A 20,421-nucleotide genomic window follows, 5' to 3' on the forward strand; every position below is an offset into this window, starting at 1 on the left:
TGGAAATCTTCTGTTTTTCGAAGGCTAGAGAGGAGCTTGGGTGAGTTGCTTCGTAACCGCAAATTTTGGATATTGATCGGCGCGTTGACTTCTGTGATGCTTTTCCTGTCCGGTTGTACGCCGTCTTCATCCGTTCATAAGACGACGACGGAAGGTTTGCTCCAGAGGGGCTGGTGGGACCGGAATGTGGTCTACTGGTTCTCGCTGATGCTCGATAAATTCGCGGAGTGGTTCAACGGCTCTTACGGGCTGTCGATTCTCGTTCTGACGGTCATCGTCCGGACGATTATCCTTCCGCTCAGCATCAAGCAATTCAAGAATTCCAAAGCGATGCAGAAGCTGCAGCCCGAGATGGTGAAGCTTCGGGAGAAATACAAGGACGATCCGAAGAAGCAGCAGGAAGAAATGATGAAGCTGTACCAGGAGCATCAGGTCAACCCGCTGGCCGGATGCTTGCCGCTTATCGTTCAGATGCCGATCTTTATCGCGTTGTATCGCTCCATTACGATTAACGAGCAGATCAGCGAGCACTCGTTCCTGTGGCTGCAGCTCGGTAAACCGGACCATCTGTACATTCTGCCCGTGATCGCGGCGATGACGACTTTCGTGCAGTCTTACATGATGATGAAGATGAACCCGTCCCAGCAGATGGGGGCGATGAAGGCGCTTATGTTCGTCTTCCCGGTGCTGATCTTCGTCATGGCGATCTCGTTCCCGTCGGCGCTGCCGCTCTACTGGATCTACACGAACCTTTACACCATTACACAGAACTATTTCATGTATGGACGTTCGCCCAAACCGGAAGGTAACGGCAAGGAGGCCATGCCCAATGAAAAAGCTGGTGGCGTCAGGAAGAACGGTAGAAGAAGCGGTAAGAAACGGTCTAAATGAGTGGGGCGTAGGCCAAGATCGGGTCAACGTTCTCGTCCTGGAACAGCCCTCCAAAGGGCTGTTCGGGCTATTCGGCGCCAAGGAGGCGAAGGTCGAGCTGGAGCTGAAGCCCGACGGCGTGGAAGAAGCGATGACCTTTCTCCGGGAAGTTACCGGCGCCATGGACCTCACGGTCGGGATCGAGAAGTTGGACGAGCGCGAACATACGCAGCTTAACCTGACCGGTTCCGAATTGGGCATGTTGATCGGCCGCAGGGGGCAAACGCTCGATGCGCTGCAATATTTGACGAACATCGTGGCCAACCGCCATTCCGATAAGCATTTGAGAATCGTGCTTGACGCGGAGCAGTTCCGGGAAAGGCGGAGGCAGACGCTGGAGGCGTTGTCCGAGAGGATGGCCGAGCGGGTCATGCGAACGAGGAAGGAAGTCGTGCTGGAGCCGATGTCCTCTCAGGAGCGGAAGATCATTCACGCCCGGCTCCAGACGCACCCGCGGGTCAGAACGTACAGTCAAGGCGATGAACCGAACCGTTGCATCGTCATCGCATTAAAGTAACTTTCGCGGCCACGCAGTGGCTTCCGGAGCGCGAGCGGGGTTCCCGTTTAGTTCAGGAGCAAACATCGAAGCTAAGCCCCACTTTGTGGGGTTATCTTATTTTACGGTTGAAAATGAGGGAGCGACATGACCGAAGATACAATCGCGGCGGTGGCGACGGCGCTCGGGGAAGGCAGCATCGCCGTCGTTCGGGTCAGCGGGCCGGAAGCGGTGGAGAAGATAGCGCCGTTGTTCCGTTCGCGGCTGGATTTGCGGGAAGCCCCGACGCATACGGTAAACTATGGCTGGATTGAAGATCCGGCGGATGGAGCGGTGCTGGACGAGGTTCTCGTTACGGTGATGAGGGGACCGCGGTCTTTCACTGCGGAGGACGTAGTGGAGATCAGCACGCACGGGGGAATCGTCGCCGTTCAGTCGGTGCTGGAGCTGGTGCTGAGAAGCGGCATACGCATTGCGGAACCTGGCGAGTTCACGAAGCGGGCTTTCCTGAACGGACGGATCGACCTGGCGCAGGCGGAAGCGGTGATCGACTTGATCCGTTCGAAGTCGAATCGGGCGTTCCAGCTTGCCAGACGCCAATCCGAAGGTGCGCTGTCCAAACGGATTGCGCCGCTGAGGCAGAAGCTTCTCGAGCTGCTCGCGCACGTGGAGGTCAATATCGATTATCCGGAGCACGATGTGGCGGAGATGACGGCAGCCGCCATTGCAGAAACGTGCGGGATCGCGTTGCAGGAAGTACGGATGCTCCTAAAAACGGCCGCGGAAGGCAAAATATTGAGGGAAGGCATCGTGACGGCGATCGTCGGCAGGCCGAATGCGGGCAAATCCTCGCTGCTTAACGCGCTGGCCCACGACAACAAGGCGATCGTCACCGACATTCCGGGGACGACGCGGGATATCGTCGAGGAATCGGTGTCGTTGGCCGGCGTTCCGCTAAGGCTGCTGGATACGGCCGGCATCCGCGAGACGAGCGACGTGGTGGAGCGGATCGGGGTCGAGCGCTCCCGAGGAGCGTTGAACGAAGCCGATTTGATTTTGCTTGTATTGAACCATCACGAACCGCTGCACGAGGACGAGCGGCTACTAATGAAGGAATTGGCGGGAAGACCGGCGATCGCTGTCGTGAACAAGATCGATTTGCCGGGCGCGCTCGACCTGGAGGAAGTCAAAAGAGAAATTCCGGAGGAACGAATCGTTTTCCTGTCCGCGAAGGAAGGGGAAGGGATCGACCGGTTGGAGCAGGCCGTCTCCAAATTGTTCTTCAGCGGCGGAGTCGAGAGCGACGATCTGACATATGTCAGCAACGCCAGACATATTTCGCTGCTGCATTTGGCGGCGAAGTCTCTGGAGGATGCGATTGCGGCTTCGGAAGCCGGCATTCCGATCGACCTGATTCAGATCGATCTTACGACGGCATGGGAGCAGCTCGGCGAGATTATTGGGGACGCGGTAGGGGAATCGTTGCTGGATCAGATTTTTTCGCAATTTTGTCTGGGAAAATAAAGCGGTCTGGACGAATTTGAATGGAAGGGCCGGGACGATCGGTCCTGGGTCAAAAGAAGGAGGGATCAGCAAGTGGGATACCAAGCGGGAGAATACGATGTTATCGTGATCGGCGCGGGGCATGCCGGCTGCGAGGCTGCGCTGGCTTCGGCGCGAATGGGCTGCGAGACGCTGCTGCTCACGATTAACTTGGACATGGTCGCTTTTATGCCGTGCAACCCGTCGGTAGGCGGACCGGCCAAAGGACATGTCGTGCGCGAGATCGACGCTTTGGGCGGAGAGATGGGGCGGAACATCGACAAGACGTATATTCAGATGCGTATGCTCAACACAGGGAAGGGACCGGCCGTACACGCGCTGCGCGCGCAAGCCGACAAGTTCCTTTACCAGCATACGATGAAGGAAACGATCGAGAAGACGGATCGTCTGACGCTGCGGCAGGGCATGGCCGAAGATTTGATCGTGGAGGATGGCGTTTGCCGCGGCGTCGTCACCAAGACGGGAGCCGAATACCGGGCCAAAGCGGTCGTTCTGACGACCGGCACCTATTTGCGCGGCAAAGTAATCATGGGCGAGCTGATGTACGAGAGCGGACCGAACAACCAGCAGCCTTCGGTGAAATTGTCGGAGTCGCTGCGGAAGCTGGGCTTGGAACTCGTGCGCTTCAAGACGGGAACGCCGCCGCGCGTTCATAAGGATACGATCGACTTCGTCAAGACGGAGATTCAACCGGGCGACGAGTCGCCGAAGTTCTTCTCGTTCGAGACGGAATATTCGGATCGGGCGAACGAACAGCTTCCATGCTGGCTGACTTATACGTCGGAGGACACTCATCGAATTATCAACGATAATCTGCACCGGGCCCCGATGTTTTCCGGCGCGATCGAAGGGACGGGGCCGCGCTATTGCCCTTCGATTGAAGACAAGATCGTGAGATTCGCGGATAAGCCGAAGCATCAAATTTTCCTGGAGCCGGAAGGGCGCAATACGAAGGAGTATTATGTGCAAGGGCTGTCCACCAGCATGCCGGAGGACGTGCAATTGCAAATTCTTCGTTCGATTCCCGGCCTGGAAAAGGTGGAGATGATGCGGACCGGCTATGCGATCGAATACGATGCGGTCGTTCCGACCCAATTGTGGCCTTCGCTCGAGACCAAGCTTGTTACGAATCTGTTCACGGCCGGGCAGATCAATGGCACATCGGGCTATGAGGAAGCGGCAGGACAGGGGATTATGGCCGGAATCAATGCCGCCCGCAAGGTGAAAGGGGAGGAGCCGGTCATTATCGAACGGTCGGCCGGCTACATCGGTGTAATGATCGACGATCTGGTTACCAAAGGAACGAACGAACCGTACCGGCTGCTCACATCCCGTGCGGAATACCGCCTTCTGCTGCGCCATGACAACGCCGATTTGCGGTTGACGCCGCTCGGGCATGAGATCGGTCTTATCAAGGAAGAACGGTATGAGAAGTTTTTGGAGAAGAAGGCGAAGGTGGAAGCGGAGATCGGCCGCCTGAAGGAGATCCGGATTAAGCCGGATGAAGAAGTTCAGGCCATGCTGGCTTCCCGCGATTCGGCTCCGCTGCAGAATACGACGGACGGGATCACGCTGCTTCGCCGGCCGGAGGTGGCCTATTCCGATGTGGAGAAGCTGTCGCCGTCTCCGGTGGAATTATCGGAGGAAATGAAGGAACAAGTCGAGATTCAAATCAAATATACGGGATATATCGAGAAACAGCTGCAGCAAGTCGAACGGCTGGGGAAAATGGAGAAAAAGCGAATTCCGGACGATATCGATTACGGGATCATCCACGGTCTGGCGACGGAAGCGAAGCAGAAGCTCGACAAAGTTCGCCCGCTCTCTCTCGGTCAGGCTTCGAGAATCTCCGGGGTAACCCCGGCAGACTTGTCCATTTTGCTCGTTCACCTTGAACACTATAACCGGGTAACCGCGGCACGGGGGTCCTGATGGTTCAAGTGCAAAGTTGGTTGGCCGACAATGCCGGCGCGCTTGGCATCCTTCTTGGAGAGCGGGAACTGGAGCAGTTCGAACGCTACTACGAGCTGCTCGTCGAATGGAACGAGAAGATGAATCTGACCGGCATTACGGAACGGGAAGCGGTATACGAGAAACATTTTTATGATTCTCTTACCGTCTCGATGGCTGCTGAATTGGAGGGAGACAAGGCGCTGGCCGATATCGGATCCGGCGCCGGCTTCCCTTCGATCCCTCTTAAAATTGCATTTCCCGATTTGAAGGTGACCATTGTCGACGCTTTAGCGAAGCGCATTCGATTTTTGGAAGAAGTCGCGGCTCAATTGGACTTGAAAGGGATCGTTTGCCTTCATGGCAGAGCGGAGGATCTCGGCAGGCTGCCGGAGCATCGCGACCGCTACGACATTGCGACGGCAAGAGCGGTGGCAAGGCTTGCGGGTTTGAATGAGCTTTGCTTGCCGTTCGTTCGCGCCGGAGGCTTTTTTGTGGCGATGAAAGGATCGGACGTTCGGGAGGAGCTGGATGAGAGTGAATACAGCCTAAGCAAGTTAAACGCCCGTTTGCGGGACACGATTCGCTTGGAACTTCCGATTGAAAAGGCTGATCGCCATCTCGTGGTTATGGCCAAGAACGGCCCAACCCCCAAACCGTATCCTCGAAAAGCAGGCATACCTTTGAAGACGCCTCTGCTCGGATAGCCTTCGATGTTCCACGTGAAACAATTATCATGTTAGCTGCGGAAGCAGAGGGTCGGTTGACTATTGTGATTCATATCACGCAAACCATCAAAAAGTGAAGATTTTGTTTCACGTGGAACAAATTAAACGTTGAAAGTTTGCGCGTTCGGCAGGAAATGGAGTTTGAATCGCGAATATATAATTATAGGACATAGAAGCGCCTTCGATGTGCCGCACATGCGCCTTTTTGGTGCAAATTGGCGGCGCTTTTTCTTCGCAATGAGCTTCGAAATATGAGAACGTGGTGGTCAGAGAACATGAGAGAACCGCTGTCGCGCATTTTTGGATTGTCTGACCGCAGCACAGGGCAAGAAGAAGTCAGACAAATTCCGGTTGCCGATATCGTCCCGAGCCCCTATCAGCCGCGCTCGGTGTTTGACGACGAACGGATCGATGAGCTTTGCCAAACGATCAAGACGCATGGCATTATCCAGCCGATCGTCGTCCGTCTGCGGAACGGCAAATACGAGATCATCGCCGGCGAACGGCGATGGAGAGCCGTCACCAAGCTGGGCATGGATCAAATTCCGGCTATCGTTCGCGAAATTAACGATTCGCAGGCTGCTTCCATGGCGCTGATCGAGAACCTTCAACGCGAAGGATTGACGGCTATCGAAGAAGCGATTGCCTATCACAAGCTCATGGAGCTGCATCAGTTGACGCAGGAAAGTCTGGCCCAACGACTGGGGAAGAGCCAATCGACGATCGCGAATAAGATTCGGCTTCTTCAGCTTGGCGAGACCGTCAAAAATGCGCTGCTGGAACGGAAAATTACCGAACGCCATGCCAGGGCGATGCTTGCGCTGCCGGACGAAGAGACTCAGAATAAGTTGCTTGCGGAAATCATCGCAAAGGAATGGAACGTTAAACAGACGGAAACCCGGATTGCCTTTCTGCTGGAAGCCTCACAAAAGCCGAAGTCGCGTCGAGTGTCCTTTACCAAAGACGTTCGCCTCGCCCTCAATACGATTCGCCAGTCGGTCGATATGGTGACCGGCTCGGGCATTCCGATCAAGTCCAGCGAACGGGATTGCGAAGATCATATTGAAATCGTCATTCAAATTCCGAAACGGAACGGCTAAAAGCGCTAGTTGACGGACGGATCGGCATTGTCGTTCCGATCCGTCCGGAGAAAGTAACGATTCTGATGAATTTACGAACGGTTGTGTCCTCCTTGGAGTCGATTCGCGCTTGCGGTATCGCATCTATAGACTTCAATCCGGTTTACTCCGTATCGTCTGCCTTCTAAATAGAGAGCGTTCAGATTCATGTGGCGCATCGGTGGCCAGCGAAAAAAAGACCGCGGTCGGAAACTCGCTGCCGTTCAAGCGTCCGCAGAATCTTGTTGAGAAAGTTCCCCCTTACGATAAAGCATTTATCGCCGTTATCAATATGGAAACGATCTCCGTAGAAAGAGTGCTTTCGGCAAAAAGGACAAGCTGCCAGTCGTTTCGTGAAGGCCAGTCTATAATGAGGTGAAGGTTTTGTCTAAAATCATTGCGGTTGCCAACCAGAAGGGCGGCGTCGGGAAAACGACGACTGCCGTTAATTTGGGGGCATGCTTGTCGACTTTGGGCCGGAGAGTGCTCATCGTCGATATCGACCCCCAGGGCAACACGACGAGCGGAATCGGAATCAGCAAAGCGGATGTGGAATACTGCATCTACGATATTCTCATCAACGAAATCCATCCGAAGCAAGCGATTGTGGAGACCGGACTGCCGAATTTGAAGATGATTCCTGCCACCATTCAACTGGCCGGAGCCGAGATCGAACTGGTCCCGACCATCTCGCGGGAGATTCGCTTGAAGAAGGCGCTCGCTCAAGTTCGTCAGGAGTTCGACTATATTCTGATCGATTGTCCGCCTTCGCTCGGCATACTGACGATTAATTCGTTAACGGCGGCGGACTCGGTGCTCATTCCTATTCAATGCGAATATTACGCGTTGGAAGGCTTGAGCCAATTGCTCAACACGATCCGGCTGGTGCAGAAGCATCTGAACACCTCGCTGCAGATCGAAGGCGTTCTGCTGACCATGTTCGACGCCCGGACGAACCTGGGCATCCAAGTCATCGAAGAAGTAAAGAAATATTTTCAGCAGAAAGTGTACCAGACGGTCATTCCTCGCAACGTCCGTTTGAGCGAGGCGCCTTCACACGGTCAATCGATCATCACATACGATCCGAAATCCAAAGGAGCCGAGGTGTATCTCGAGCTGGCGAAGGAAGTGATTACGTATGAGCAAGCGGCTAGGTAAAGGACTTGATGCGCTCATTACGTCTCTCTCGATTAACGAAGACGATAAAGTCGTAGAAATCCCCTTGGCGCAGCTGCGGGCCAACCCGTATCAGCCGCGCAAAACGTTCGATGACGAAGCGATCAAAGAATTGGCCGAGTCCATTCGTGAACATGGCGTCATTCAACCGATCGTCGTTCGTACGGCGCTAAGAGGCTTTGAGATTATTGCGGGGGAGAGAAGGTTCCGAGCCTCGCAGCTGCTTGGAAGACCGACGATTCCGGCCGTCGTTCGTTCCTATAGCGATCAGCAGGTGATGGAGATTGCGCTGATCGAGAACGTGCAGCGCGAGGACTTGAACGCAATCGAGATCGCCATCGCGTACCAAGCCATCATGGATCAATTCTCGTTGACGCAGGAAGAACTTTCTCTCAAAGTTGGGAAGTCACGTTCCCATATCGCCAATTTCCTTCGATTGCTCATGCTGCCGGAAGAAATCAAGGATCATGTTTCACGTGGAACATTGTCGATGGGTCACGCGAGAGCGCTGGCAGGGGTCAAGGACGACGCCCGCAAAAAAGAACTGGCCAGACAAGCGGTCTCCAATAGCTGGAGCGTTCGCGAGCTGGAGGATGCGGTCCAACAGCCGGACCCCAGCGGCAAGGCTAAGGCTAAGCCAAAGCCAAAAAAACGCGATCCGTACATCGAAGAGATGGAAGAAGTTCTTCGGGAGAAATTCAAAACGACTGTCCGGATCAAGCCGAATAAAGAGAAGGGACATATCGAGCTTTCCTACTTCGGCAAAGGAGATTTGGAACGGTTGCTGGAAATTCTCCAAGCGTTGGCATAGTCTGTCGGAATAGCATATCCAAGTTGTAATCTTCCCCGGGAAGGACTAAACTTAGATATGCTATTCTTGCGTCCGGGCGACGTTTACGGAGGATTACCATGGATAAAAGATCCATTATTTATATGGACAATGCAGCGACGTCATGGCCTAAGCCTCCTCAGGTTCAAGAGGCGATGGAGAGCGCTTTGCGCGAAGCGTCGGCCAATCCGGGCAGAGGCAGCCATGAGATGGCGGTCAAGGCCAGCCGCGTATTGTTCGAAGGCCGTAAAGCGTCGGCCAAGCTGTTCGGATTTTCCAATCCGAACGATCTTGCCTTTACGCTTAATACAACTCATGCATTGAATATGGCGCTTCAAGGATGGCTTCGTCCGGGAGATCACGTCGTGACGACATCGGTGGAGCATAATTCGGTGAGGAGACCATTGGAGGCGCTGCGCCGGCGTTGGGGAATCGACGTTACCTATGTCGAGACGGACGCATTCGGGATCATCGATCTGAAGAAGCTGAAGGACGAAATCCGTCCCCGCACCAGGCTGGTAGTCGCCACGCACAGCTCCAATCTGCTCGGCACGATCGTTCCGATCGCGGATGTGGCGGAGATCGCCCGGGCCAAGGGCGTGAAGCTGCTCGTGGATGCCGCGCAAAGCGCCGGCGTGCTGGACATCGATGTGGAAGGCATGGGGATCGATATGCTCGCATTCCCGGGTCATAAAGGCTTGATGGGGCCTCAAGGAACGGGGGGGTTATATCTACATCCCGATTTGGAATTGGAGCCTCTTATGTACGGAGGGACGGGAAGCCGGTCGGAATCGCCGGAGCAGCCCGTCGTCAGACCCGATCGGTATGAGGCGGGAACGCCCAATACGGTCGGAATCGCAGGCTTGACCGCGGGGGTGAGGTTCGTATCGGACCAGACGCCTGCTCGGATTCATCGAAGGGAACTGGAACTGACGCGTCAATTAATGGAAGGGTTGCTTGAACTTCCGGGAGTATCGGTGCTTGGACCTGGGCCGGAAGCGGAAAGGACCGCGATCGTTTCCTTTATCGTTGAAGGAATGGACCCATCGGAGACCGCCTTCGTTCTGGATCGGCAGTACGGCATTGCCGTACGTTCCGGGTTTCATTGTACGCCGCTAGGACACCAAAGCGCGGGGACGTCGGAGACGGGCGCGGTGCGGGCAAGCCCGGGATATTTTACAACCGAATCGGATATCGTATCCATGTTAGACGCCGTGCGGGAGATCACCGCCGATCGTCGCAGCTGAACCTGTCGTCAACGCTAATACGCGAGAAACACGCAATTGAAGAAAGCATGGGGGAGAAAGGCATGAACGGCTGGGACGACAACGTGTGGCTGGCTATCGCGGCCGGAGAAGGCGTATTGATTATTGTGGCTTTGATTTGGATAGCGGTATTGGGCGGCAAGCTCGGCAGATTAGGGAGAGCGCATCGCAAGCTGGTGGGGGATACGGGCATTCCGGAACTGGAGAACGTCCTGCATGCGCTGCATGAACGCATTGGGCAGTTGGAAGGCAGCCGCAGGGAGCAGGAGGCGGAGCTGGTTAAACACGAAAGACGCCTGGCCGCGCTCAAAGGGCGGATCGGCGTCTTTCGGTTCAACGCATTTTCGGATTCGGGGAGCGATCTGAGCTTCTCGGTTGCGGTCGTGAATGAAGATCAAGACGGCGTCGTACTGACCGGCATTCACGGCCGGGAACAGATGTTCCTTTACGCCAAGCCGCTCGATAAAGGACAATCCGCCTACATGCTGTCTCCTGAAGAGAAGCAGGCGATCAGTCTGGCATCGCAAAAGGAATGACCGATCCGCGCGTTCGGCTAAGGGACAGCTGAATGCTCTCGGAGATAATGTCCGCCATCTTGACGACAAGATTAAGGCGCGTATTTTGCAAAACGAAGTATTCCATAAAACCGCCGACATTGACGATCCCCGTCATATGCATATCGCCGACGGGAGGCAGCTCCTTGTTCACGCCGGCACCGGGCCGAACCGGTCCGGAACCGACCTGGATGCAGCCTACGCTGGAGACTTGTCCGAGACAGGCGTCTATCGCAATCACGAACGGATTTTTGGCCGTACGCAAGATCCGCAGCAGTGTCTCGCTTAGATTCATGGCGTGGACGGGCTCTTCCAACGTTCCGTAAAGGTCGAACGCCGGATTCTGGACCCTCGACAGCGAACTGCCGACGAGCGGCCCCAACGAATCTCCCGTGGAGCGGTCCGTGCCGACGCAGACGATGACGATGCGCCTCTCCGGCGGGAGCGTCTTCAGCTGGCTTTCCAGCCGCTGAGCCAATCGGCTCACGACGGATGGTTCGTTGTAAGGAATTTTCAAAGAGAGCGCGGCGGTTTCGCTGCTATCGGAAGGCCGTCTCTCCCAAGCGCCGTTCATTCGTCTGTTTCGCCTCCTCCCAGGGGATGTTACTAGTATATGGACGGTTTAGCGCTTTTATACTCGCAGAGCGGCCAGGCCGCGAGACGAAAGTTAGGAGGACCGGAACGACATGGAGGAGCCGTTATTGATCGCCTTCGATTCGACCCAACAGGCGCTCAGAGCCGAGATGCTGCTGGAGTACGCCGGAATCGAGATCGACATCCGGCCCACGCCGAAGGAAATCACGGCGGGATGCGCGCTGTCTATCGAATTCCCGCAGCCGGAGATGGAACGGGCCAAAGCGGTCATCGTGGAAGAGAAGGTGGAGATTCGCGGGATGTTCCGAAGAGTCGAACCGGAAGGTTACGAGCAGATCCTGTAAAATCGGAGGGATGCGGGATGGGGCTGAATAGCTTGTTGAACGCGCCGCTGGCTCAATTGGCGGCAGATACCGCGGTCGGAGATTCGAATGAGTGGACGACGTTCGTGCACGAGATTTGGGACCCGCTTACCAGCGCAACGCTTTGGATTGCGGTGCTGAAGGTGATGATACGGATTCTACTGATCTTCGTCGTCAGCCGAATCGCCAGAGCGCTCATCCTTCGAATGATCGACCGAATGACCAATCCGCGGGCATCCCGACGCTTCAAGCTGCGCACGAGACGCGTGCAGACGGTTGGCAAGCTCCTGCACAATACGGCCTCGTATGTCATTAATTTTATCGTGATTCTGCTGATCTTGGGCGAGCTGAACATCAATTTGGCTCCGCTTATCGCCGGAGCCGGCGTGATCGGGCTGGCGATCGGCTTCGGCGCTCAGAACCTGGTCAAGGACGTCATATCGGGCTTCTTCATCATTCTCGAGGATCACTTCTCGGTAGGGGACGTAATCGAGACCGGCAAGTTCAAGGGTACGGTCGAGATGATCGGGCTTAGGGCCACGCGGTTGAAAAGTTGGACGGGCGAAGTATTCGTGATACCGAACGGATCCATTCTGGATGTTACCAACTTCTCGGTGAACAACTCTCTTGCCGTGGTGGACGTCTCGATCGCAGCCACGGAACGGCTGGAGACGGCCGTGGAGATCGTAAGGGGAGTGGTCAACCGGTTCGAGGACCCAAGCCTCGTGGGCGCTCCTGAGCTGCTGGGCGTCCAGTCGCTGACCGCCAGCGATATCGTGCTGCGGATTACGGCCCAGTGCAAGCCGAATACGCAGACGGCGCTGTCGCGGCGTCTGAACGCGGAGATCAAGAAAGCATTCGAAGAGGCGGGCAATCCGCGCTACTCCAACGGAACGGCGCTGGAACGAACGGGGGGAGCGTAATATGGAGGCGAAGCAATTCGGGCTGGGCGATGTCGTTCAAATGAAAAAGCCGCATCCTTGCGGCGCGAACGAGATGGAGATCATCCGCATGGGCATGGACATCCGGATCAAGTGCGTGCACTGCAAGCACAGCATTCTGCTGCCTCGCGCCAAGTTCGAGAAAAGCATGAAGAAGGTGCTTCGCCCGGCCGCAAAAGAAGGGGAAGAAGAGAGCGGCAGCTAAAAGAGAGGCACGGGAGACGGTGTCCGGGCGCTTCCAATACCGTTCGCCATTGATCGGATTCAAGATTGCCTATCGTTTATACGAGTTGAAGCAAGCAGGCCCGCAGGAACCGTTTGGTGTCCTCGGGCCTGCTTGTTTTCAGGCTTCTAAATAAATGGGATTGGTCAGGCAGGCGGTAATGGTTCGGTCCCATTCCGGCAAGAAGCGCTTCGCTTCCGCCCGATAGAACAACCGGCCGGCCGGCACTCGCATCGTAAATTCCCCCTGCTCCTCCACGTCCCATTCCCGCTCGATTCCCCGGTCGGACCACAGCTGAACGCGATCTCCTTTCGCGCCGCTGACGCTTACGGTCAATTCCCATTCGTCCCGATCCCGAACGTTCGCCGTCTCGCCGACGCCGATTCCCTCGAGCGACAGGTCGATAAACGTCTCGTTCGGGGCGAACGAGAGCACGACGCGCCCGCCGCGGATCGCCTGCATAATCTCGTCACCGGACTCGGCTCCGGCTTTGACGTAAGCTGTCGGCGTGCCATGGATGACGAGAAGGTGAGGGGCGTGCGTGTCGCTGCCGCCGATCGCTACGATTTTTCGTCCGGCAGACAGCTGCTCTTGCCACCATTGGACGGCTGCTTCATTGAGCGGACGCCACGGACCGTTCCAAACTTCAATCGCGTCAAAAGGAACGTCGAATCCGAGCTCCCACGGACAATCGTTGCAAAACGGGTGATTCAGCGAGACCAGCGAGCCCTTGTCCGCCGCGCGGCGGAGCGCATCCGACGCCTGCTCCGGCGTGAGCACGCGGAAGTCGTCCAGCGCGTCCATCGCGCCGAGCAGATTGGCGTGTCCCTTATAGCTGGTTAGCTCGACTCCGGGGATCAGCACCAGACCGTCGTCCGCAGCGAGCGTCGACAGGTTCTGGGAAGCGTTGTTGTGATCCGTGAACGCCGCGAACGCCAGTCCCTTCTCCTTGCAGGATCGAATCGCATCGGCTACGGTATAGGAACCGTCGCTGTGAACGCCGTGCATGTGCAGATCGCCCTTGATCCAGCGCGGATGCTTATGCGTGATCGCAATCTCGATCCGAACCTCGCAGCCGCTCTCGGGTATGCGATAGGCGCCGAGCAGGATATGCCAATCGCCTTCCGGAAGCGGGCCGGCCAAGCAGCCGGGCGTCGCCTTGCCGAGACCGACGAAGAACGATTCGCGGGCGCCGCCGCTCCAGCCGACGATCCGCTCGGGGGAGCGGATGCCGATATCGACGACGGTCCGGCCGTCCGACCGGTCGTAAACGTAAGCGACTTCGATTCGCTCCGCGTCGTCCTGTACCGGGAAGGGAATTTCCAGGTACGACTTCTCTTCCTCTTTAACGATTCGCCGCGTCAAAAGATGCGTCGTGACAACGGACATGGGCTCTCGTCCTTTCTATTCTTTGCTGGCGCCAAGGAAGATCCCCTTCATGAAATATTTCTGCACGAAAGGGTAGATGGCCAGCAGGGGGATGATCGTAATCAGCACGCCTGCCATCCGGACGTTGGTCGTCACCAGGAAGCTGCTGGAGGTGGCGCTGGTGTCGACGATCATCGATTTGAGCGCCACCTGCAGCGTCGTCTTCGCCGGATCGTTGATGAGCAGCACCGGTGCGGACAACATGTTCCAGCGGCTGACGAATTCGAACAGCGCCACCGTCGCCAGCCCCGTTTTCGCCAACCGCATATACATCGAACCGAAGATACGCAAGGTTCCCGCTCCGTCGATCTGCGCGGATTCGGACATCTCGTAGGGAACGCCCGCGAAAAAATTGCGCATCAGCAAGATCGAGAAACCGGAGACCATGCCGGACAGCACCAGGGAGACCAGCTTGTCGAGCAGGTGGAGGTCCTTATTGACCAGGTAGAGCGGAATCAAGATCGCGTCCTGCGGAATCATCATGGTGAGCAAGATAAACGTGACCATCGCCTTCCGTCCCGGCAAGTGTGGCTGAATAAGCACGTAGCCGGCCAAGCTCGACAGCAGAACATGCGCGGCCGTTCCGCAGACGGTCACGATGACGCTGTTCATGAACGGCCGCCACAGGTCGAGGCTCTGCCATACGATCCGAAATCCTTCGGTGCTGAACTGTTTCGGGAACAGAATCATCTCGGGCCGCATCGACGCCATTCCGGACGAGAACGCGAGCGAGAGGACGTTGACGAACGGGACGATCATGGTCAGCATGAGCAGCAGCAGGAATGCGGCGTTCAGTACGTCGAACGTTTTGTTTTTCCAGCCGATCCGGTCGTAGCGATCGCTTCCCATACGTTACACCTCATCGAAACGAGTCATTTTTCGCACCGCGAACGTGAGCACAAGCGTAAACAGCACGACATAGAAGCTGGCCGCCGCCGCAGGGCCAAGGCGAATCTCCATGATGCCTTTCTGGAACGTGTACATCATCAGCACGTCCACCTTGGAGGCGATGGCCGAATTGCGCATCACGAAAATTTGATCGAAGATGCGAAGGATACCCAGTGTGTTCAGGAGAAAAATGACCTTCATCGTGTTGGCCAGCTGCGGCAGCGTGACGTAGCGCATCTGCTGCCACCTCGTCGCCCCGTCCATACGCGCGGCTTCATACAAGGAAGGGTTGATCGCGACGATTCCGGCCAGAAACAGGATGCAGTTGTAGCCCATGTCCTTCCATACGGCCGAGCCGATCATGATGCCCCGTGCCCAGGAATCCTCCGCCAGGAAGTTGATCGGCTGGATGCCGAACAGCTTGACGAGCAGAAGGTTGACGAAGCCGGTGTCCGGAGACAGCAGGAAGATGCACACTCCGCCGACGACGACCCAGGAGAGAAGATGCGGAATGTACAGGATCAATTGCGCGGCTTTTTTGAAAGGACGGTTCAAGACCTCGTTCAGCGACAGGGCGACGATCAGCGGCGCGAGAAAACCGGCGATCAAGATGCCTCCGCCTATGATCAATGTGTTCCGGAAGGCGTCCCAGAACGTCGGGTCGTGCCAAACCGTCCCGTAATTCGTAAACCCGACGTACGGCCTGGCTCCCATCAGCTTGTAGTCTTGAAAGCTGGTCTGCAAACCTTTTACGAGCGGATAGTAGGAGAAAAGGACAAAGTAGATCGCGACGGGAAGCATCAGCAGGTAGAATAGGCCGTGTTTCTTCAAGATCTTCATCGGTGCTCACTTCCTCTTCCAATATGCCGGAACCTTGAAGAGCGAGGAACGGTTCCTCGCTCTTCGCCGGCCTCTGCAACCGTTGACGTCGGCCGCAGGCCGGTAGCCGGCTTATTCGTCGATCAGGTTGGCGGCCTTCAGTTCCTTCTGCATCTGCGCGACGGCGTCCTTGGCCGGCATCTGTCCGGACATCGCCTTGAGCGCGTAATTCGTGACGATCTTCTCGGCGTCCGGCCAGGTGGACAGCGATACCTCCAGCGTGGCGTATTGCTTGGACAGCGCCATCGCGTCCTCGACGCCCGGAAGCGGAGGGAACGGCGACTTCACGCTGGAGTTGTACCAGTACGGAACGCCATGGTCCATGTTCGCCTGCTTGCCGACGTCAGTCAGCGTATAGGTGCCGTTATCCACGGTGTAGTCGTATCCTTCGACGCCGAGGCTGCCGAGCGTAATGCCGTCCTGCGACTGCCAGAACTCCAGGAACTTCTTGGCGGCGTCCGGGTGCGGGGCGTTCTTCGGAATGATCCAGAAATCCGGATCGCCGCGCCGCATCAGGATCGTTCCGTCCGGTCCGGGAATGCTGGCCATGCCTTCCGCATCGAACGTAGTGTTCGGGTTCTCCTGCTGCTTCAGGCTATTGAACATGCCGACCCAGGCATCCCAGTACGTAATCATGCCGACGCGGTCGGCCAGGAACAGATTGCGCATCTTCGCCGTATCGTTCGTTACGAAGTTCGGATCCATGATGCCTTCCTTGACCAGCTTGGCGAACCATTCGTACATCGGAATCGCGGCATCCGAGGCATAGGGAATCGTCCGCTTGCCGTCCTTCATCACGTACCGGTATTTAAGGCCGGCCGCGCTCATGATGCCTTGAATATCGTACAAACCGGAGGTGCTCAGACCGTAGGTGTCGGCTTTGCCGTTGCCGTCGGGATCGTTCTCCTTGAACGCCTTGAGCACGTTGTAGAGCTCGTCCAACGTCTTGGGCTCCTGAAGGTTCAGCTTGTTCAGCCAATCCTTGCGGACGATCGGCATCGTCGCCCCTTGGAATTTGGAGAAGACGCCGTAAATTTTGCCGTCCTCGCCTTTCAACTGGTCCCACTCGGCAGAAGGAATCACGGACGGATCGGACAGCACGGAGGATTGCTTGACAAAGTCGGTCAGGTCGGTGACGACGCCTTGGTCGATAAAAGTATTCAGCTTGGCCAGGTCGCTCACTTCGATCAGGTCGTATTTGGCGCCCGAACCGAGCGCGGTCAATACCTTCTGATCGTAATCGCTGGCCGGCTTGTCCAGCGTAACGTCCATGCCCAGCTTGTCGCCGAGCGCCTTGGCGAACTTCTCGTTGCCCTCCGGCGTCTTGCCGCCCACGTTGCCGGTCAGGATCGCCAGCTTGCCTCCGACTGTATCGGCTGCCTGGGAAGATCCGGCCGGCTCGGCGGATGTTGAAGCTTCGGCCGATCCGGATGCGGAAGACGAAGGAGAAGATGAAGCTTCGTTCGTGCTGCCGCAGGCGGACAGGAGCAGGGCTCCGATCGCGGTTGCGGACAGGACGGCGGTCATTTTCAATTTCACGATTTGTTCCCTCCCAAATTTAATATAGGTTCCGCGCATGAGCTGCGGATGACCATGTCGGTCGGCACGATCGTTCGTTTGAGCGTTCTGGCGCCTCCGTCGATCAGCTCGAGCAGCAGCTCGGCCGCTTCCCGTCCCAGCCGTTCCGCGTGAAGGCGAACGCCCGTCAGGGGAGGGGTAAACTCCGGGGAGAACACCGAATCGTCGCTGAAGGCGAACACCGACAGCTTGTCCGGAATCGCGAGACCCAGCGCCTCGGCCGCCTTGTAAACGCCAAGCGCCATCGTGTCGGTATCGGCGATGACGGCCGTAATGTCCGGTCGTTCCGTGAGCGTCGCGAGCGTCATCTCGTAGCCGAAGTCGAACGAAGGATTGTCCGGATCGGGCTTATACTTCAAATGATAGGACGAGGGCGGAAGTCCGGCTTCCCGGATCGCCGAAAGAAACCCGCGCGACCGGTCGTCGGCGACCGTTCGGAACTTGGGCGCGTTCAGAAACAGAAAGTGCCGATGCCCGAGGCCGAGCAAGTAGCGCGTGATCTGCTGCGTCATCGCGACGTTGTCGTTGTCTACGTAAGAGACGCGATTCTCGTACTCGGGCGACGGCCGGCCGATCAGCACGATCGGCACTTCGCCGGAGAGCCGTTCGGCGACCCGGGGGTCGCGGGTCTCCGGATCGAGCAGGATCTCGCCGTCGACCGGGTCGGTGGCCATGTGCTCCACCTGATCCTGGAAGGAGGAGGGAAGAGCGTTGACGAGCAGCCGATACCCCCTGGCATAGCAAGCGCCGAGCACGCCGTTTAAGAGCGACAGATGGAACTGGCTGAACTTGACTTTATCGGCCCGAAGGTTCAGTCCGATGATGCGGGTCGATTTGTTCGCCAGGCTGCGAGCCCAGTAATTGGGCTTGTAGTTCAATGCTTTTGCGGCGGCCAGCACGCGCGCGGTCACTTCTTGGCTGATCGGTCTTTTTTTGCTGAACACGCTGGATACGGTGCCTTTGGAAACGCCGGACGCTCTCGCGACGTCATCGATGGTGGCCATACAGAAACTTACCTTTCCTTTCTGAATGAGACAAACGTCGATCCATTAAACCGGTTTAGCGATAATCGTGAAGAATCGTCCCCTTCTCTCGATGAATCCAAATTCTGAATTAGCCCCGGGTACGTTCCTCATCGTAAACCGGTTTTATTAACCCGATATTCATGCCGTGTCATCGCTTTGTAAATCCGTGCCGAACAAGGAAAACAGATTTTGTGCGCGCGGTGGCGTAAAGTGGTTGCGCGCTCGTCCCAAATATGATATGATTTTTCTTGCTGTGAGGAGAGGTACCCAAGAGGCCCAAGGGGGTTGACTCGAAATCAACTAGGCGTCGCAAGGCGTGCGTGGGTTCGAATCCCACCCTCTCCGCCACTCAACAAAAAACAAGTTGCGACCCTAACAGGGTCGTTTTTTTGTTGAGTGGCGCAGGTGGGATGAGAACGGGCCGTTACGCGAACATGCCATAAGGCATGTTCGTAGGCCCCGGCGTGATAGTCGCGATTACTGTGACCGTACGAATGGGTACGGTCACGGTGCGACGGAGCGAATCCCACCCTCTCCGCCACTCAACAAAAAACAAGTTACGACCCTAACAGGGTCGTTTTTTTGTTGAGTGGCGCAGGTGGGATGAGAACGGGCCGTTAAGCGAACATGCCATAAGGCATGTTCGTAGGCCCCGGCGTGATAGTCGCAATTGTCGTGACCGTACGGATAGTACGGTCACGCGGCGACGGAGCGAATCCCACCCTCTCCGCCACTCAACAAAAAACAAGTTGCGACCCTAACAGGGTCGTTTTTTTGTTGAGTGGCGCAGGTGGGATGAGAACGGGCCGTTAAGCGAACCTGCCATAAGGCAGGTTCGTAGGCCCCGGCGTGATAGTCGCTGAAACCGTGGGCGAACTTACGAAACGGTAGGCGAAGCGGCTCCCGACGAGGAGCCGCTCTTTTGCCGTTTACGCCGCATATTCTTTTTCGTAAATCGTTCGGACCAGTTCCAGCACTTTCCGCCCGTGCTGGGCGAAAGGCAGCTCATAAGGACGATTCTTCAGCAAAAAGGACCCGGACGGCGTCCGATTCGCTTCCGCCGCCGCTTGGTACAGCAGCGAGGCTCCATGCGTCGGAGGCGGGAAAACAAGCTTCATCATCATCTTGGCGATGAGCGGCAATCCCGAGTTTTTGTCTTTTCGGATCGTATTGTTGCCCCCCGGATCGACGCTAAGCATTCGAATGCCGTCGGCGGAGAGGGAGGGCGCCAGTTCGCTCGTCCAAAGGGACAGCGCCAATTTGGATGTCGCATAAGGGCCTAGCAGCTTCTTGAACGTGTCGGGACGTTCCAGCTTGTCGGGGTTGAATCGCCTGACCATCTTCAAAGCGGACGAAGACGTGTTGATGACGGTTCGCATCGTTCCGTTCCGCAGCAGCTCCTTAAGTTCCATGAAGATAATATAGGAGACGACGGCGTGCAGTTCGAAGTGCAGCTCGCGTCCCTGCTTGGAGTAGTCGAGCTTCGGGAAGCTGCCGCCGGCGTTGTTGAACAGCGTATCCAAGCTGCGCTCCTCGGTTTTGATTCGCTCCAGCGCGTTCCTCAGACTTTGAAAATCAGTCAGTTCGGCCCGGTACGTCCGCAGTCGGCCGCGAGCGAGACTGTCCCTCACAAGCGGGTCGTCCCGCCGGAATTCGGAGCGGATCAGGGCGGCGACTTCCCAATCGTCGGCCAGCAATTTGCGCGTCAATTCATAACCGATCCCGTTCGTGGCTCCGGTAACGAGAGCGACGCGGGGTTCTTCGGCTGTTTTCATTCGATTCTCCTCCTCGTTCATGAAGTTGGGCCTATTGTACAAATTGGAGTCGACACCAAGTCAACACTTCCTCCGACATTGACTTGAAGTTGGCTCCAAGGGATATAATGGGGACGAAA

The 20,421-nt window shown here is 56.6% G+C and carries 20 protein-coding genes and 1 tRNA gene; 14 read left to right on the forward strand and 7 right to left on the reverse strand.

Translation table 11 applies throughout. The features are described 5' to 3' along the window. Nucleotides 1–36: 36 nt before the first annotated feature. The 10 genes from H7C18_RS12365 (at nt 37) to H7C18_RS12410 (ending at nt 10,591) form a co-directional block, all read left to right on the forward strand. Nucleotides 37–891 carry a YidC/Oxa1 family membrane protein insertase gene (locus tag H7C18_RS12365; RefSeq protein WP_420481856.1) on the forward strand — a complete coding sequence of 285 codons (855 nt, stop codon included), beginning with the start codon at nt 37–39 and terminating at the stop codon, nt 889–891. Then, nucleotides 830–1,447: an RNA-binding cell elongation regulator Jag/EloR gene (gene jag, locus H7C18_RS12370; RefSeq protein WP_185129381.1), complete on the forward strand. Its 618-nt coding sequence runs from the start codon at nt 830–832 to the stop codon at nt 1,445–1,447. The genes H7C18_RS12365 and jag overlap by 62 nt, the downstream gene beginning before the upstream one ends. 126 nt (nt 1,448–1,573) lie before the next feature. After that, nucleotides 1,574–2,950, forward strand: coding sequence for a tRNA uridine-5-carboxymethylaminomethyl(34) synthesis GTPase MnmE (mnmE, locus tag H7C18_RS12375; protein ID WP_185129382.1), 1,377 nt, complete (start codon nt 1,574–1,576; stop codon nt 2,948–2,950). Nucleotides 2,951–3,022: 72 nt separating this feature from the next. Beyond that, nucleotides 3,023–4,921, forward strand: a complete 1,899-nt coding sequence (gene mnmG, locus H7C18_RS12380; RefSeq protein WP_185129383.1) for a tRNA uridine-5-carboxymethylaminomethyl(34) synthesis enzyme MnmG — start codon at nt 3,023–3,025, stop codon at nt 4,919–4,921. Then, nucleotides 4,921–5,646 carry a 16S rRNA (guanine(527)-N(7))-methyltransferase RsmG gene (gene rsmG / locus H7C18_RS12385; protein WP_185129384.1) on the forward strand — a complete coding sequence of 242 codons (726 nt, stop codon included), beginning with the start codon at nt 4,921–4,923 and terminating at the stop codon, nt 5,644–5,646. Before mnmG ends, rsmG begins: the two co-directional genes overlap by 1 nt. 296 nt (nt 5,647–5,942) lie before the next feature. Next, complete coding sequence (gene noc, locus H7C18_RS12390; RefSeq protein ID WP_185129385.1) at nt 5,943–6,767, forward strand: nucleoid occlusion protein; 825 nt, start codon at nt 5,943–5,945, stop codon at nt 6,765–6,767. Nucleotides 6,768–7,169: 402 nt separating this feature from the next. Beyond that, on the forward strand, nt 7,170–7,943 hold the full coding sequence (locus tag H7C18_RS12395) for a ParA family protein (protein ID WP_185129386.1): 774 nt from the start codon (nt 7,170–7,172) through the stop codon (nt 7,941–7,943). Next, entirely contained in the window at nt 7,924–8,772 is an 849-nt protein-coding gene (locus H7C18_RS12400) for a ParB/RepB/Spo0J family partition protein (RefSeq protein WP_185129387.1), read from the forward strand. The genes H7C18_RS12395 and H7C18_RS12400 overlap by 20 nt, the downstream gene beginning before the upstream one ends. Before the next feature lie 98 nt (nt 8,773–8,870). Then, the gene (locus H7C18_RS12405; RefSeq protein WP_185129388.1) at nt 8,871–10,037 is read left to right on the forward strand and encodes an aminotransferase class V-fold PLP-dependent enzyme; all 1,167 of its coding nucleotides are present in this window, start codon (nt 8,871–8,873) and stop codon (nt 10,035–10,037) included. Between the two features lie 62 nt (nt 10,038–10,099). After that, the gene (locus H7C18_RS12410; RefSeq protein ID WP_185129389.1) at nt 10,100–10,591 is read left to right on the forward strand and encodes a DUF4446 family protein; all 492 of its coding nucleotides are present in this window, start codon (nt 10,100–10,102) and stop codon (nt 10,589–10,591) included. Here the strand turns inward: H7C18_RS12410 and yyaC are convergent. Continuing rightward, nucleotides 10,566–11,183, reverse strand: coding sequence for a spore protease YyaC (yyaC, locus tag H7C18_RS12415; protein ID WP_185129390.1), 618 nt, complete (start codon nt 11,181–11,183; stop codon nt 10,566–10,568). The genes H7C18_RS12410 and yyaC overlap by 26 nt on opposite strands. 112 nt (nt 11,184–11,295) lie before the next feature. On the opposite strand from yyaC, the gene H7C18_RS12420 reads away from it, so the two are divergent. Genes H7C18_RS12420 through H7C18_RS12430 form a run of 3 tightly spaced genes read left to right on the forward strand, consistent with a single transcriptional unit; the run spans nt 11,296 to nt 12,711 of the window. Continuing rightward, nucleotides 11,296–11,547: a putative Se/S carrier protein gene (locus tag H7C18_RS12420; protein WP_185129391.1), complete on the forward strand. Its 252-nt coding sequence runs from the start codon at nt 11,296–11,298 to the stop codon at nt 11,545–11,547. A gap of 17 nt (nt 11,548–11,564) precedes the next feature. Further along, nucleotides 11,565–12,488, forward strand: coding sequence for a mechanosensitive ion channel family protein (locus tag H7C18_RS12425; RefSeq protein WP_185129392.1), 924 nt, complete (start codon nt 11,565–11,567; stop codon nt 12,486–12,488). Between the two features lies 1 nt (nt 12,489). Beyond that, entirely contained in the window at nt 12,490–12,711 is a 222-nt protein-coding gene (locus H7C18_RS12430) for a DUF951 domain-containing protein (RefSeq protein WP_185129393.1), read from the forward strand. A 138-nt stretch (nt 12,712–12,849) separates the two neighbouring features. Here the strand turns inward: H7C18_RS12430 and H7C18_RS12435 are convergent, their stop codons facing one another. The 5 genes from H7C18_RS12435 to H7C18_RS12455 form a co-directional block, all read right to left on the reverse strand. Next, a complete protein-coding gene (locus H7C18_RS12435; protein ID WP_185129394.1) occupies nt 12,850–14,118 on the reverse strand; it encodes a CehA/McbA family metallohydrolase in 1,269 nt (422 codons plus the stop codon). Nucleotides 14,119–14,133: 15 nt separating this feature from the next. Next, nucleotides 14,134–15,006, reverse strand: a complete 873-nt coding sequence (locus tag H7C18_RS12440) for a carbohydrate ABC transporter permease (protein WP_185129395.1) — start codon at nt 15,004–15,006, stop codon at nt 14,134–14,136. 3 nt (nt 15,007–15,009) lie between these two features. Next, nucleotides 15,010–15,885: an ABC transporter permease subunit gene (locus H7C18_RS12445; protein ID WP_185129396.1), complete on the reverse strand. Its 876-nt coding sequence runs from the start codon at nt 15,883–15,885 to the stop codon at nt 15,010–15,012. Nucleotides 15,886–15,996: 111 nt separating this feature from the next. Continuing rightward, complete coding sequence (locus H7C18_RS12450) at nt 15,997–17,463, reverse strand: extracellular solute-binding protein (RefSeq protein WP_337913398.1); 1,467 nt, start codon at nt 17,461–17,463, stop codon at nt 15,997–15,999. Beyond that, nucleotides 17,460–18,506, reverse strand: coding sequence for a LacI family DNA-binding transcriptional regulator (locus tag H7C18_RS12455; RefSeq protein WP_185129397.1), 1,047 nt, complete (start codon nt 18,504–18,506; stop codon nt 17,460–17,462). The genes H7C18_RS12450 and H7C18_RS12455 overlap by 4 nt, the downstream gene beginning before the upstream one ends. Nucleotides 18,507–18,784: 278 nt before the next feature. Between H7C18_RS12455 and H7C18_RS12460 the strand changes: the two genes are divergently transcribed. Then, a tRNA-Ser gene (locus H7C18_RS12460) sits at nt 18,785–18,875 on the forward strand. 581 nt (nt 18,876–19,456) lie between these two features. On the opposite strand, the gene H7C18_RS12465 is transcribed toward H7C18_RS12460, so the two are convergent. Then, complete coding sequence (locus H7C18_RS12465; protein ID WP_185129398.1) at nt 19,457–20,302, reverse strand: SDR family NAD(P)-dependent oxidoreductase; 846 nt, start codon at nt 20,300–20,302, stop codon at nt 19,457–19,459. Nucleotides 20,303–20,421 lie beyond the last annotated feature (119 nt).

This window comes from Cohnella zeiphila (assembly GCF_014212055.1).
In the GTDB taxonomy this organism is placed as follows: domain Bacteria; phylum Bacillota; class Bacilli; order Paenibacillales; family Paenibacillaceae; genus Cohnella; species Cohnella zeiphila.